We start from the raw sequence: 14,716 nt of genomic DNA, 5'->3' as shown, positions 1-14,716 counted from the left end.
CCTGCGATAGCGGTCTGTCAGCCAGAACCTGACCAACTGACCCACCGCTATCGCAGGCAAGCCAGCTCCTACATTTGGATATTAAGCATGATTATTTGCGCGGCTTGATCCGCGCAGTCGCCTCCGCCACCAGCGGGTCATCCGGCCAGTAATGCTTGGGGTACCGCCCTTTTAGATCCTTCCTTACCTCGGCGTAGGTACTGCGCCAGAAGTTCGCCAGATCCTGGGTCACCTGCACCGGCCGCCGCGCTGGCGACAGCAGGTGCAACTTCACCACCTGCCGCCCACCGGCAATGCGCGGAGTGTCGGCCAGGCCGAACAGCTCCTGCAGGCGCACCGCGAGAATCGGCGGCTGCTCACTGTAATCCAGGCGTACCAATGAGCCCGACGGCACTTTCAAATGCTGGGGCGCCAATTCGTCCAGGCGCTGGGGCAGCGGCCAGGGCAACAGGTTGTGCAGGAAGCTGGAGATGTCCAGGTTGGCGAAATGGCTCAAGCGCGAGACCTTGCCCAGGTACGGCATCAACCAGCGCTCCAGGCTGGCGAGCAAGGCGCTGTCACTGACGTCGGGCCATTCGCTGGGTTTGCCGGCGTCCAGTTGGCGCAACAACGTGACACGGGCCTGCCACTGGCGCAGTTCCGGGGTCCAGGGCAGCAGTTCTAGGCCTTTGCGTCGCACCAGGTTAACCAGCGCCTGACTGCGGGCGGACTCGTCCAGGCCAGTCAGTGGCTCGCGGCTGAGCACCAATTCACCGACCTTGCGCTGGCGCTCGGCACGCAATACACCTTCGCGTTCGTCCCAATCCAGCTGATCGAAGCTGCGCACTTGCTCGGCCAATACCGAATCGAACAATGCCGGATCGAAGTCGGCGGCCAGGTAGATCCGCTCCTCACGCTGCCCCTGGCGGCTGCCCAGGTCGGCGATGACCAGCCACGGCTGTTTCATCAGGCTGTCGGCTTCGGCAAACAGCGCCGCGCGGCCATTGGCCAGGCGATACTCAGCGCCGCCGGCGCGGCGTTGCTGGGCCACCCGGTCCGGGTAGGCCAACGCCAGCAAGGCACCCAGCCAGCGCGGATGATCGGGATCGGCCACCGGTTGCTCGGCCTTGCCTCTGAGGTAGCCGCGATATTGCCGCGCCAACTGCCTGGCCCGCTGCACGCCACCTTGAGTGCCACGGGCCCGCTCCTCGCCGGACAGCAATGCCAGGCGACTGTGCAAATCCGCGCCCGCGCCGCGCAGGATGTCGCGCTCGCCCAGTAACGCGGCGACATCACAGGCCATATTCGCCAACCCCAGGTCCTGACCGCGCAACAACAAATGCGCGATACGTGGGTGCGCCGGCAGGCTGGCCATTTTCTGCCCGTGGGTGGTCAAGCTCGCGTCCTTCAACGCGCCCAGACGCTCAAGCAGATCCTGGGCCTGGGCATAGGCGGCGGTGGGCGGCACATCGAGCCACACCAGTTGCGTCGGCGTCACGCCCCAACGCGTCAGTTGCAGGGCCAGGCCGGCCAGGTCCGCCGAGAGGATCTCTGCGCTGCCATAGGCCGCCAGCCCTTCATGCTGGTCCTCGGACCACAGGCGGTAACATACGCCAGGCTCCAATCGCCCGGCCCGGCCGGCGCGCTGAGTGGCACTGGCACGGGAGATGCGCTGGGTGTCGAGGCGGGTCATGCCACTGCCTGGGTCGAAACGCGGGACCCGTGCCAACCCGGCGTCTATCACCACCCGCACGCCATTGATGGTCAGGCTGGTCTCGGCAATGTTGGTGGCCAGCACCACTTTGCGTTTGCCCGCCGGCGCCGGGTCGATGGCTGCCCGCTGGGCTGTCAGGTCGAGTTCGCCGTGCAGCGGGCACAGCAGCACGTCGCTGCGCTCACCGAGGGCGTCCGCCAACTGCTGATTGACCCGGCGAATCTCCGCCTGCCCTGGCAGGAACACCAGCACGCTGCCGGTTTCGTCGTGCAGGGCTTCAAGGATGGTCTGCACCAGCCGCGGCTCGATAAATTCACCGGGCTGGAATGGCCGGCCCCAGCGCATCTGCACCGGGTACATGCGCCCTTCACTGCGCAGGATCGGCGCGTCGCCCAGCAGACCCGACAGGCGTTCGCCTTCGAGGGTGGCGGACATCAGGAGGATTTTCAGCGGCTGCTCGTCACGAAACAGCTCGCGGCCGTTCAGGCTCAGGGCCAGCGCCAGGTCGGCGTCGAGGCTGCGTTCGTGGAATTCGTCGAAGATCAGCAGACCCACGCCGTCCAGCGCAGGATCATCCTGCAGGCGGCGGGTGAGGATGCCTTCGGTGACCACCTCGATCCGCGTGTTGGGGCCGACCTTGCTGTCCAGGCGGATGCGGTAGCCGACGGTTTCGCCGACCTTCTCCCCCAACTCACTGGCCAGGCGTTCGGCGGCGGCGCGAGCGGCGAGCCGACGCGGTTCAAGCATCAGGATGGTTTGCCCGGCCAGCCAGGTTTCCTGCAACAACGCCAACGGCACCCGTGTGGTTTTACCGGCGCCGGGCGGTGCTTCAAGCACCGCTTCATGGCGCGTCGCCAAGGCTTCACGCAAGGCGGGTAAAACATCATCGATTGGCAACGAATTCATACTGGCTCCAAGGCAGAACGGCGAGTATAACGGCGAACGGCTGGATATCGATGGTCTCTCAGGTGCTCAAATACGGCCACATGTGGGAGTTGGCTTGCCTGCGATAGCGCTGGGCCAGTAGCGGATTTGTTCATTGACCCACCGCTATCGCAGGCAAGCCAGCTCCCACATTTGAGCGATGGCACCAGGCAGATCTGCTTTATAGTCACACCCTACAAGTGTTCAGGAGAGTCCCATGCGTATTGCTTCCCGTGTCATCGGCGGTGTTCTGGCCGTCACCCTGCTGAGCCAACTGACGGCTTGCGGTTCGATTTTCTATCCTGATCGCCGTGGCCAGATCGACGGCAAGATCGACCCGGCAATTGCCGTGCTCGATGCGGTCGGCTTGCTGTTTTATGTGATCCCCGGCCTGATCGCCTTTGGCGTGGACTTCGCCACCGGCGCGATTTACTTCGAGCCCGGCAAAACCGCACAAGTGGCCCCCGAAAAACTGCAAGAAGCCATCGGCGCCGACGGCAAGGTGGATAACACCAAGCTGCAAACCATCATCGAGCACGAAACCGGCCGCAGCCTGCCGCTGGACGACCCGCGCCTGATCCAGTTCAAGGGCAGCGTGCAACAACTCGCCGCCCTGGGCCTGCAACCTGCGGCATAAGGATTTGAGCGCCCCATGAGCACCAGCACCGAACACGCCCGGCTCTTGCGCCTGGCTACCCGCGCCTCGGTCGGCGTGGCCTGTGTCTTGATTGTCGGCAAAGCCATCGCCTGGTGGCTCAGTGGTTCGGTGAGCATGCTCGCCGGGTTGACCGACTCGCTGCTCGATGGCGTGACCTCGCTGGTCAACCTGCTGGCGGTGCACTACGCGCTGCGCCCGGCGGATGACGATCACCGTTATGGGCATGGCAAGGCGGAATCCCTGGCGGGCATGGCCCAGGCGCTGTTTATCGCCGGCAGTGCGGTGTTGATCGCCTTCCAGGCGTACCAGCGTTTGCAGCACCCGGAACCGGTGGGTGCGCCCTGGCTGAGTATTGCGGTGATTGTGCTGTCGCTGGCGCTGACCGTGGCGCTGCTGATCCTGCAACACCGGGTCATCCGCGAAACCGGCTCGAATGCGGTGCGCGCCGACTCGCTGCACTACCGTTCTGATCTGCTGCTCAATGGCAGCATTCTATTGGCGCTGGTGCTGGCAGCCTTCGGCTTGCATCAAGTCGATGCCTGGTTTGGCCTGGGGATCGCCGTCTACATCATCTGGAGCGCGATCCAGATCGCCCGGGAAAGCTTTGCGGTGCTGATGGATGAAGAGCTACCGGCCGAAGTCAGCCAGCACATGCTCGAACTGGCCCAGGGCGTGCCTGGCGTGCTGGGCGCCCACGATTTGCGCACGCGGATCTCCGGCAACCACTGGTTTGTGCAGTTGCACCTGGAGTTACCGGGAGAGTTGAGCCTGTCGGTGGCCCACGGCATCAGCGACCAGGCCGCCGATGCCATCCACCAGGCCTACCCACGGGCCGAAGTGCTGGTGCACGCCGACCCGCAGGAAGTGGTCACGGGGAACAAGGCCTAGTAGGTCACCTGATACCCGCGGCTGCTCAGGCAGTTGCCCTGGGCCTGGCGGTAGGTTTGCACCACCGCCGGCGCAGGCGCGTAGGTGACTGTCTGGGGATCGAAGCCACTCTGCTGCACCGCCCAGCGATAGCAATCGTAACCGTCCTGCTGCACCTGGGCGGGCGATTGGCCGTTGGCGGGATAGGCCACCACGTCATAGCCGTTGCCTTGGGGCGCCGGCTGCGGCGGCAGGCTGGCGACCGGCGGTTGCACCACCACGTACTGCTGGGTGCTGCTCTCGTAGCTGTAATAGGCGCCAGCGGCGAGGAAAAACAGCGCGCTGCCGACCCACACTTCCCGCGCATAGTCCGGCAGGTAATGCACACGAATCCCATAGGGAGGCGTGACCACGACGTAGCGCGGGCCCTGGGGCCGGTACCAATAGCCGCCCGAAAAGAAATAATCCTGGCCGCGATAGGGCACGCGGTAATTGCGGTCGGGGAAGCGGTCCACCGTATAGCCGGGCCGATACTGCGGGCCCGGGCCCCAGCCATTGCCGTGCCCGTCGGGGCGGCCTGGCCAGCGGTTGTCATTGGGGTGGCCGTCGTAGCCAGGACGCGAGCCGGGGCCGCCAGCTTGCCAATGCGGGTTGCCATCATTGCGCCGGGGAATGTCACGGTAGTTGCCCTGGCGCGGCTCCTGGGTCTGGCCGACAGAATCGGGCCGGGCCTGGATCGGCAGATTGCTTCCCGCCTGGGGTGCTGGGTGCGGGGCTTGATTGCCTTGCGGACGAGCCTGCCACTGGCCATTCTGGCCGCCGCGCTCGCCCTGCTGGTTTTGCGGGCGGGGCTGGTTGTGTTCCGGGCGCGGCTGGTTGTTCCCCGGCCCTCGCTCATGCTGCCCACCACCACCCTGCGGGCCTTGGCCCTGGCGGGGTGCATTGTCTCGTTCGTCGGCCATCACCTGAAAACCCATGGTGACCATCAACACACCTACACCTGCCAAACGCCAGATGGGCTTCATGCTATTCCTCACTGCGGATTAGGGCCTATGCATGAGACTGGAAAAGCCGGGCCCGGTTCTGCAACAGGTTATCAGTCACCCGCACAATTTTCGCCGGCAAAAGAAAAGGGGCGACCCGTCGGTCGCCCCTTGAGAACTTCGTCCTGGCTCAACGCTTATGACGTTGGCTCACCTCACGCCGTCTTGTGGACAGTGTGCAGCCCGGGGGCCGGCGCAACCCGGTGGGGTTGGCGGGCCGCAGCCGGCCTGATTGGGCGGGCTGCAGTGGACTCTATGTCCGGGCAGTGATTCTGTTGGTAATCATAGGCGTGAGGCGCCGGCAGATGATTGCGAAGATTGCGTCAATAAACAGTGCTTGCGCAATTTTTAACCCTGGATAGATAATTCGCAGCAATAGTTACGACAAAGGCCAGCCCCATGAGCAAACTTGACCGATACGACCTGAGTATTTTGGCGGAATTACAGCGCGACGCGAGGATCTCCAACCAGGAGCTGGCCGAGCGGATTGGCCTGTCGCCGTCACCCTGCTCGCGCCGGGTCAAGCAATTGGAGGACGACGGCTACATCTCACGCCAGGTCGCCCTGCTCGACCGCAAGATGCTCGGCCTGAGCCTGACGGCCTACGTATTGATCGGCATGGACCGACACACACCCGAGCGTTTCGAGAACTTTGAAGCGGCGATCCGCACCTTGCCGCAGGTGCTGGAGTGCAGCCTGGTCACCGGGATGGATGCCGACTACCAGCTGAAGGTGGTGGTGCCAGACATGGATCACTATCAAAAACTGCTGCTGGGCCACCTGACCCGGATCGAAGGCGTGACCAGCGTGCGCTCCAGCTTTGTGCTGAACCAGGTGCTCAACAGCACCGAGTTGCCGTTGACGCACCTGCGCACCTAAGACTCACCACTAACCCCATGTAGGAGCTGGCTTGCCTGCGATAGCGAAATTTCAGTCGCTGATATGCCAGCTGACAGTCCGCTACCGCAGGCAAGCCAGCTCCCACATTTTGAGCGCGCTCAGGCAGTGACACCTGGGTGCGACGCACCGACGCAGGTCAACGTTGCACCTGCCGCCTTGCCTTATACTTCGCGCCTGCCTTTGTCGGAAACTGCCCAATGAATTCGATTGACCCCGTGCTGTTTGAAGAGTGGATGATGACCGGCCTGGTCACCCTCCTGATCATTTTCATGGGCTTTATCGTCTGGGACCTGGCGAAGAAGTCCAAGGCCGGGCGCTTTGGCTCGCTGATTCTGTTCTTCGTGCTGGGCCTGGGCGTGGCCGCGTTTATCATCAAGAGCGTGGTCATCGGCCTGATCGAGTCCGGGGCTTTATAAGCGCGCCGGCACTTCGCGGTACTGGCCTTGGCCCAGGCCTTCAATCGACCAGTCGCCGATTTTCACCCGCACCAGGCGCAACGTCGGCAAACCCACGGCGGCGGTCATGCGCCGCACCTGACGGTTGCGCCCCTCGCGGATCACCAGTTCCAACCAATAGGTCGGCAGGTTTTTACGAAAGCGTACCGGCGGGTTGCGTGGCCATAGCGCCGGCTCGTCCAGTCGACGGGCTTCAGCCGGCAAGGTCATGCCGTCATTCAACTCCACCCCCGCGCGCAAGCGTTGCAGATGCTCCTCGGTGGGCTCGCCCTCTACTTGCACCCAATAAGTTTTCGCCAGTTTGTGCTTGGGATCGGCAATCCGCGCCTGCAACTGGCCATCATTGGTCAGCAGCAACAGGCCTTCGCTGTCCCGATCCAGGCGCCCGGCCGGATAGATGCCCGGGATATCGATGAAGTCCTTGAGGGTCGCGCGCCCGCCTTCGTCACTGAACTGGGTCAGCACGTCGAAAGGTTTGTTGAACAGGATCAACTTCGGCTCGGCCGGCGGCGCCTTGGCGACACGGCGAGCAGCGACATGGGGAGGTTTCACGCCAGGACGGCGCGAGTCGGGACGGGGCGGACGGGACATGGCAACGGAATATCTAACGGTCAGGGCCGACCATGCTAGTGGCCTGACCGTTAAATAACCACCCCGCTACTTAGCGGAACGGCGGCTCGTCAAAGCTGCGCAGCTTGCGCGAATGCAACGAGTTAAGCTCGGTGCGCAACAAGTCCACCGCCTCGATGCCGATCTTCAGGTGCTGGCTCACGGCCCGCTCATAGAACGCGTTGGCCGAACCAGGCAACTTGATTTCACTGTGCAACGGCTTGTCCGACACACACAGCAACGTGCCGTAAGGCACCCGCAAACGGTAGCCTTGCGCGGCGATGGTGCCGCTTTCCATATCCACGGCCACCGCGCGGGACAGGTTGATCAGCGGCCGTTCCTGGGCCCAGCGCAGTTCCCAGTTGCGGTCGTCGTAGGTCAATACGGTGCCGGTGCGCAGGCGTTTTTTCAGCTCTTCGCCCCTCTCGCCAGTGACGTTGGCCGCCGCTTGTTGCAACGCCATCTGCACTTCGGCCAGGGCCGGGATCGGGATGTTCGGCGGCACCACGCGGTCGAGAATGCCATCACGCCGCATATAAGCGTGGGCCAGCACATAGTCGCCGATGGTCTGGGATTGGCGCAGGCCGCCACAGTGGCCAATCATCAACCAGCAATGGGGACGCAGCACCGCCAGGTGGTCGGTGATGTTCTTGGCATTGGACGGACCGACACCGATGTTGACCAGGGTCACGCCGTGGCCATCGCTGGCCTGCAAGTGGTAGGCCGGCATCTGATAACGGTGCCAGACCACGCCTGCGGCAATGGCAGACGCTTCGCCATGGTCCATGCCTTTTTCGATGATCACGTTGCCCGGCAGCACCATGCGGATAAAGCGTGGGTCGCTGCGCAACTGCTCCAGGCCATGGACGATGAACTGGTCGACATAGCGGTGGTAGTTGGTCAGCAGAATCCACGGCTGCACATGGCGCCAATCGCTGCCGGTGTAGTGCACCAGGCGGCGCAGGGAGAAATCCACGCGGGCCGCATCGAACAGCGCCAGGGGCAGTGGGTCGGTGTTTTCCCAGTCATACAGGCCATCGGCGATGCCATCGGTGGCGGCGGACAGGTCAGTGCTGGGGAATACCCGCGCCAGGGTCGCGGCGGTCACGCCGGAGCCAGCCAGTTCGTCACCCTGCTCCACCACGTATGGATAAGGGATGTTCTGCTGGCTGACGCCCACTTCCACCGTCACGGTGAAGTCGTGCATCAGCGGCACCAGTTGTTCCAGCAGGTATTTACGGAACGCCGCCGGATGGGTGACGGTGACGCTGTAGGTACCCGGCAACTGCACCTTGGCGTAAGCGCGAGTGGTCTGTGGGACTTCGCCGTGGCAGTGGTAGGTCAGGCGCAGTTCCGGGTAACGAAACAGCGCACGTTGTGCGGCGTCGGGCTCGACGCGATCCTTGAGGTATTGCTTGAGAGCCTGGTTGAGCGCGCCGGTGGCACGCTCATGCAGAGCCGCCAGCCGGTCCACGGCCTCTTCGGCGGTTTGAACGACAACAAAAGCTTCGGTCACGGTAGGCTTCCTGTTTTCTTACATGCAGGAGGTCATCTTGCCTGCATCGCCGCCAGACGCAAACTCTGAATTGGCACGCCCACTCAAGATCAATGCAATCTCTGTGGGAGCTGGCTTGCCTGCGATGGCGGCGGGTCAGCCAATACATAGGTAGCTGACCCAGCGCTATCGCAGGCAAGCCACAGCTCCCACATTTTTTACCGGGTTTATTCAGAGAGACGGGGTTGAGCGGGCGACGATGGCCTGCACATCCACACCCCGTGGCAAGGTGCCATATACCCGCCCCGACGACTCACCCAGGCGGCTGGCTATAAATCCATCGCTGACACTGGCATTGCCCGCCTCCAGCAACAGCTTGGCCTGCAACGCCACGGCAATGTCCTCGGTCAGCTGTCGCGCCCGGTACTGGATGTCCTGGGTGTCCATAAACGCCGATTTCAACTGCTCGATATGCCGAGCCAGGCGTTTATCACCATGCCCGTCGCCCAACTCGACAAACAATGTTTCCAGCACGCCCGGCTCTTTCGACAAGGCCCGCAGCACGTCCAGGCATTGCACGTTGCCAGAACCTTCCCACGTCGAATTGACCGGCGCCTCACGGTACAGGCGCGGCAGGATGCTGTCCTCGACATACCCGGCGCCGCCCATGCATTCGGCGGCTTCGTTGATCATCGCCGGGGCACGTTTGCAGATCCAATACTTGCCCACCGCCGTCACCAGCCGCGCGAACTTGGCCTCCTGCTCATCATCCAGATGATCCAGCGCCCGCCCCATGCGCAGGCTCAAGGCCAGGGCCGCTTCGCTTTCCAGGGCCAGGTCGGCCAGCACGTTTTGCATCAACGGTTGCTCACTGAGCACCCGGCCACCGACCAACCGATGAGCGCAATGATGGCTGGCCTGGGTCAGCGCCTGGCGCATCAAGGAGCTGGAACCGACCATGCAATCGAACCGGGTCATGGCCACCATCTCGATAATGGTCGGCACCCCACGGCCTTCTTCGCCGACCATCCACGCCAGGGCCCCGCGGAATTCGACTTCGCTGGAGGCGTTGGAGCAATTGCCGAGCTTGTTTTTCAGGCGCTGGATATAGAACTGATTGCGCGTGTCATCCGGACGCTGTCTTGGCAGTAGGAAGCAGGTCAGGCCCTTGTCAGTCTGGGCCAGGGTGAGGAAGGCATCGCACATCGGTGCCGAGCAGAACCACTTGTGGCCTACCAGCTCATAGGGCTGGCCAGGGCCGCCGGCGCCCACGGGATAAGCGCGGGTGGTGTTGGCGCGCACATCGGTGCCGCCCTGCTTCTCGGTCATGGCCATGCCGATGGTTGCGCCGGCCTTGTGGGCGATGCCGACATTGCGCGGGTCATATTCGGTGTTGAGGATTTTTGGCAGCCAGCTATCAGCCAGGTCTGGCTGTAGGCGCAGGGCCGGCACGCAGGCGAAGGTCATGGTCAGCGGGCAACCGGTGCCGGCTTCGGCCTGGCTGTGCAGGTAGGTCATGGCCGCACGGGCAACATGCGCGCCAGGCTGCGGATGGGCCCAGGGCAACGACGGCAGGCCATGTTCAACGGCGGTGCGCATCAGCTCGTGATAGGCCGGATGAAACTCCACCAGGTCAATGCGGTGACCATAGCGATCATGGCTGCTGAACACTGGCTTGTTCTGATTCGCCAGGAACCCCGCCTCCATCAGCGGCCCGCCTGCCAAGGCGCCGTAGGTATCGATACGCGCTTCGGCCCAGCCCGCCCCGAAGCGCCGCGACCACTCTTGCAAGGGCAGGTCGAGGCGATACAGATTGGCGCCGTCCAGGGACGGCGGCTGGTTGGTAACGTCGTGGGTTTCGGCGAACTGGTGCAGATTCATGACGGGCCTCCTGATAAAAGGCCACGTTCATTGGGGCCTTGAATTCAGTTAAGCATCGTCACCCCCCTTAAAAAAGTGGCATATGCGCCTAACTGCCGGCGCTTTCACCCTCTAGCGGGCACAGCAGGCGCCGCTGCAAGACCGCCTGCAACAGCTCGAAACGCACCGGCTTGAGTAACTGCTCCGTCAAGCCGATGCCATGACAATGCTGGCGCGCGCTGCCCTGCAGAGAGTCGCTCAAGGCGATCACCGGCAGCTCAGCGCAGCCTGGCAAGGCGCGGACCTGGCAGCACAGGGAAAAGCCGTCCTCGGGCACATCCAGCAGCACCGCATCAAACGCCCCTTCCTGCAGCATCGCCAGGGCTACGGGGCCGCTGTCGGCCACTTTTACCCGGTAGCCCAACTTGAGCAACATGCCGCGCAAGACCAATTGCGAGACGCTGTTGTCGTCCACCAGCAGTACCGTGCAGTCCTGTGGCGCGCGGTGCAGGTCCACGGCCCGGGACGGCTCCGGCGGCACCGCGATAACCGCCACCTCCAGCTGGAAACGGCTGCCTTTGCGCGGTTCGGAATGATGGGTCAGGCGCCCACCGAGCAATTCGATCAACTGCCGGCAGATTGCCAGGCCAATACCCAGGCCGCCGTATTCGCGGGTGGTCGAGCCATCCACCTGGAAGAAACGCTGATACAGGGTCGCCTCATCCAACTGCGCAAAGCCAATCCCGGAGTCAGTGACGATAAAGGTCAGATGCAGATGGCCATCAGCCCGGGGCACCCCCACCACACGCACGCGCACGGCACCTTCGTGGGTGAACTTGAACGCGTTATCCAGCAGGCATTCCAGGCACTGCATCAGTTTGCCAGCATCTCCCTCCAGGCGATCCGGCAACTCGCCCGCCACATCAATGGAAAACTCCAGGCCCTTGCCCTGGGCATTACCCAGGAACTGCTGGCGCAAGGTATCGAGCACCCCGCGCAGGCTGAACACCTGCGGCTGCGCGCTAAGGCGGCCGGCCTGCAGCTCGGTGAGGGTGAGGATGCCGTTGACCATGCGCATCATGTCCCGCGCCGAGCCGGCGGCGGTTTGCTGGTACTGGGCGAGGTCGCCGGCCAGGGGCTCGGTCTGCATCAGTTCCAGTGAACCAATCACCCCGTTCATCGGCGTGCGCAGTTCATGGGTCAGGGTCGCGAGGAATTCGTCTTTCAACTGGTTGCTGTGGGCCAGTTGCTGGTTGAGCACTTCCAGTTTCTGGCTGGCATCAAACAGGATTTGCGCCTGCTGTTCGCGCATCGCGTTGATCCGGTCGGCCAGGGCCAGGGACAACAGGGCGACTTCGATGGCCGAGCCGATCTGGCTGGAGTACATGGTGAGAAACACATTGGGCAGGTAGCCCAACACCATCATCGTGTTGACCACCCCGCCGATCAGGAACGCCGACCAGGCGATGATGAAATACCGCGCCACGCGCTGGCCACAGCACCAGGCCCTGATCCCGGCGACAAAGATGGTCACGGTGAAAATCAGCGCCAGCGCGGTCGCCAGGCGCAGGGCCAGGGCATAGCTGGTCATCAGCGACAACACCATCACCACCGCCCCCGTGCCCACCAGCACCAGCAGCAGCCGGTCCACCCAGCGACTATAGAGGGCGGTATGCAGGAAGCTGCGGGCAAACAGGCTGCCAAACAATGCCGACGCGCCGATCAGGAACGGCGTCGCCGCATTCGCCCACCAGGGGTTGTCCGGCCAGAAATACTCCACCGCCGCGCCATTCACCGAAAGCTGGTACATGCCGAACGAGGCGATATAGAGGATGTAATAGAGGTAGCTGGTATCGCGCACGCTGAGGTAGATGAACAGGTTGTATACCAGCATCCCCAGCAGCACACCGTAGATCAGGCCCAGCACATACAGGCGCAGCGGCTGGTCTTCCAGGTAGGCGGTGCTCGACCATAGGGTCAACGGGGCCTGGATCGAGCCTTCGCTTTGCAGGCGCAGATAGAGGGTCTTCTCCTCGCCCGCCTTGAAATCGACATTGAACAGGTAGTTGTTCTGGCGGATTTCCCGGCTGGCAAACGGCAATGCATCCCCGGTGCGCCCGGCCAGGCGGTAGCCACCGGCGCCATCGGGCACGTACAACTCAAGATGATCCAGGGGCGGATAGGCCAGTTCCAGCAGCCAGGTGCGCTGGGCGTGGGGATCCTTGGGCAGGTAATGCAGGTCGACCTTGAGCCAGAACGCCGAGCGTGAATAGCCGGCATTGAGGGTGTCTTTATCATGGCGGGTGTAGCGGTTGGCCAGTGCCGCGGAACGGGCATCGGCGATAGTGACGCTGCCACTGGGATCTTCGAGGACTTGCATGATCCGGCCGAGGGGAAGGCTGCGGGTGGTTTCATTGAACTCGACGGCGCCGGCCAGCATCGGCAGCCCGCACAAGAGAAACATCAGCAAATAGCGCATAGAGCCCCAGCGTGGCCTGTCCGGTTATGTCAAAAGCCCCCCATTCCTTTTGAGATGACGTACACCGGCGATACATTTAAGTTGTTTAGATCCACTCTAGCATAGCCGGTAAAGGCCAAAAGACACCATTGAAATAATTTTTTGAAAGGCTCTAGGACGGGGCTTTCAGCGTTCAATCGCCCACAAATAAATGATGGCTTATAGCCATTTTTGCGCGTGCTCCGGCGTAAAATACAAGCACTGCCCGACAGCCACGCAAAAAGCGTTTGGTGGTAAGCTCGCGCACCATGAATATCTACAGCTCCCGCCCCGTTGTCCTCTGTCTCTCCGGCCATGATCCCAGTGGTGGCGCCGGCTTGCAGGCAGATATCGAAGCCCTGCTCGCCCAAGGCTGTCATGCGGCCCCGGCCGTGACCGCGCTGACCGTGCAGAACACCGTCAATGTCAGTGATTTTCGCGTGCTCGATCGCGAGTGGGTATTGGCCCAGGCCAATGCCGTGCTCGGCGACTCGCAAGTGGCGGCGGTCAAGCTGGGCATGCTCGGCTCCACCGTGATGGTCGATACGGTGGTCGAACTGCTCCAGCAGCAGCCGCACCTGCCGGTGGTTTGCGACCCGGTGCTGCGCGCCGGGGGCGGCGGCAGCCTGGGCAAGGATGAGGTCGGTTATGCGATGCGCGAGCGGCTGTTGCCGTTGTCGCTGATCGCCACGCCCAACCTGCCTGAAGCACGCATCCTCGCCGAACTGCCCGAAGGCACGGCAGACGAATGCGCCGAAAAGCTGCTGCCGTTTATCAAGCACCTGTTGATCACCGGCGGTCATGGCGACGAGCATGAGGTGCACAATCGCCTGTACAGCCGCGACGGCACGCGCCGCACCTTCACCTGCCAGCGCCTGCCCGGTAGCTATCATGGCTCCGGCTGCACCCTGGCAAGCGCCCTGGCCGGCCGCCTGGCCCAGGGCGAAGGCCTGGCCAGCGCCGTGGAGTCGGCACTCAACTACACCTGGCGCACCCTGCGGGACGCCGAACAATTGGGCCAAGGGCAATTTGTGCCGCGGCGCCTGCCACTGGATTTCTGTTCGTAACACCAAGGGGCCTGCTCGATGAAATTACGTGGCCTGTATGCCATTACCGACAGCCAACTATTGGCCGGTAAGTTCCTGTCCTACGTCGAGGCCGCGCTGGAAGGCGGCGTGACCTTGCTGCAATACCGCGACAAGAGCAGCGACGAGGCCCGTCGCCTGCGCGAAGCCGAGGCGCTGCGTGAACTGTGCGCGCGCTACAAGACCCAGTTGATCATCAATGACGATGCCGAACTGGCCGCGCGCCTTGGCGTCGGCGTCCACCTGGGCCAGACCGACGGCCCGCTGACCCCGGCCCGGGCGCTGCTCGGGCGCAATGCCATCATCGGTTCCACCTGCCACAGCCAGATCGAACTGGCCGAACAAGCCGCGCGCGAAGGCGCCAGCTATGTTGCCTTTGGCCGTTTCTTCAACTCCACGACCAAGCCCGGCGCGCCCGCGGCCACCGTTGAAATGCTCGCCCAGGCCCGCGCCCGCTTGCAGCTGCCGATCTGCGTGATCGGCGGCATCACCCTGGAAAACGCCGCGCCCCTGGTGGAGCACGGCGCCGATCTGCTGGCGGTGGTCCACGGCCTGTTCGGTGCCGATAGCACCCAGGAAGTGACGCGCCGCGCCCGCGCCTTCAACGAACTCCTCAAATCCTGAATTCAG

Annotated in this window: 12 protein-coding genes; 6 read left to right on the top strand and 6 right to left on the bottom strand. The window is 63.2% G+C overall.

Features of this window, described 5'->3' with window-relative positions; all coding sequences use genetic code 11:
• Positions 1-91: 91 nt before the first annotated feature.
• A complete protein-coding gene (gene hrpB, locus HBO12_RS05470; RefSeq protein ID WP_169951163.1) occupies positions 92-2,599 on the bottom strand; it encodes an ATP-dependent helicase HrpB in 2,508 nt (835 codons plus the stop codon).
• Between the two features lie 235 nt (positions 2,600-2,834).
• On the opposite strand from hrpB, the gene HBO12_RS05465 reads away from it, so the two are divergent.
• Both HBO12_RS05465 and HBO12_RS05460 read left to right on the top strand, forming a co-directional pair.
• Positions 2,835-3,254 carry a polyribonucleotide nucleotidyltransferase gene (locus tag HBO12_RS05465; RefSeq protein ID WP_169951165.1) on the top strand — a complete coding sequence of 140 codons (420 nt, stop codon included), beginning with the start codon at positions 2,835-2,837 and terminating at the stop codon, positions 3,252-3,254.
• A 15-nt stretch (positions 3,255-3,269) separates the two neighbouring features.
• A complete protein-coding gene (locus HBO12_RS05460) occupies positions 3,270-4,163 on the top strand; it encodes a cation diffusion facilitator family transporter (protein ID WP_169951167.1) in 894 nt (297 codons plus the stop codon).
• Here HBO12_RS05460 and HBO12_RS05455 read toward each other — a convergent pair.
• On the bottom strand, positions 4,160-5,167 hold the full coding sequence (locus HBO12_RS05455) for a DUF6515 family protein (protein WP_170041680.1): 1,008 nt from the start codon (positions 5,165-5,167) through the stop codon (positions 4,160-4,162). The genes HBO12_RS05460 and HBO12_RS05455 overlap by 4 nt on opposite strands.
• A 417-nt stretch (positions 5,168-5,584) precedes the next feature.
• Here HBO12_RS05455 and HBO12_RS05450 point away from each other — a divergent pair, with 417 nt between their 5' ends.
• The gene (locus HBO12_RS05450; protein WP_003176264.1) at positions 5,585-6,064 is read left to right on the top strand and encodes an Lrp/AsnC family transcriptional regulator; all 480 of its coding nucleotides are present in this window, start codon (positions 5,585-5,587) and stop codon (positions 6,062-6,064) included.
• A gap of 227 nt (positions 6,065-6,291) precedes the next feature.
• The gene (locus HBO12_RS05445; protein WP_038448064.1) at positions 6,292-6,501 is read left to right on the top strand and encodes a DUF2788 domain-containing protein; all 210 of its coding nucleotides are present in this window, start codon (positions 6,292-6,294) and stop codon (positions 6,499-6,501) included.
• Here HBO12_RS05445 and HBO12_RS05440 read toward each other — a convergent pair.
• The 4 genes from HBO12_RS05440 to HBO12_RS05425 all read right to left on the bottom strand — a co-directional run bounded on the left by HBO12_RS05440 (position 6,496) and on the right by HBO12_RS05425 (position 12,983).
• Positions 6,496-7,131 carry a pseudouridine synthase gene (locus tag HBO12_RS05440; protein ID WP_262376926.1) on the bottom strand — a complete coding sequence of 212 codons (636 nt, stop codon included), beginning with the start codon at positions 7,129-7,131 and terminating at the stop codon, positions 6,496-6,498. The two genes, HBO12_RS05445 and HBO12_RS05440, sit on opposite strands and share 6 nt — an antisense overlap.
• A gap of 70 nt (positions 7,132-7,201) precedes the next feature.
• Positions 7,202-8,665 carry an AMP nucleosidase gene (gene amn / locus HBO12_RS05435; protein ID WP_170041679.1) on the bottom strand — a complete coding sequence of 488 codons (1,464 nt, stop codon included), beginning with the start codon at positions 8,663-8,665 and terminating at the stop codon, positions 7,202-7,204.
• Positions 8,666-8,875: 210 nt separating this feature from the next.
• Entirely contained in the window at positions 8,876-10,525 is a 1,650-nt protein-coding gene (locus HBO12_RS05430) for an acyl-CoA dehydrogenase family protein (RefSeq protein WP_169951171.1), read from the bottom strand.
• A gap of 88 nt (positions 10,526-10,613) precedes the next feature.
• Positions 10,614-12,983, bottom strand: a complete 2,370-nt coding sequence (locus HBO12_RS05425; RefSeq protein WP_170041678.1) for a hybrid sensor histidine kinase/response regulator — start codon at positions 12,981-12,983, stop codon at positions 10,614-10,616.
• A gap of 287 nt (positions 12,984-13,270) precedes the next feature.
• On the opposite strand from HBO12_RS05425, the gene HBO12_RS05420 reads away from it, so the two are divergent.
• Together HBO12_RS05420 and thiE are read left to right on the top strand one after the other, a co-directional pair.
• Positions 13,271-14,068, top strand: coding sequence for a hydroxymethylpyrimidine/phosphomethylpyrimidine kinase (locus tag HBO12_RS05420; RefSeq protein WP_169951175.1), 798 nt, complete (start codon positions 13,271-13,273; stop codon positions 14,066-14,068).
• 18 nt (positions 14,069-14,086) lie between these two features.
• Positions 14,087-14,710, top strand: coding sequence for a thiamine phosphate synthase (gene thiE / locus HBO12_RS05415; protein ID WP_170041677.1), 624 nt, complete (start codon positions 14,087-14,089; stop codon positions 14,708-14,710).
• The last annotated feature ends 6 nt before the right edge of the window (positions 14,711-14,716 follow it).

Origin of the sequence: Pseudomonas sp. WS 5059 (assembly GCF_012985525.1) — a bacterium.
GTDB lineage: Bacteria > Pseudomonadota > Gammaproteobacteria > Pseudomonadales > Pseudomonadaceae > Aquipseudomonas.
This window is presented reverse-complemented; position numbering and strand designations above follow the sequence as displayed.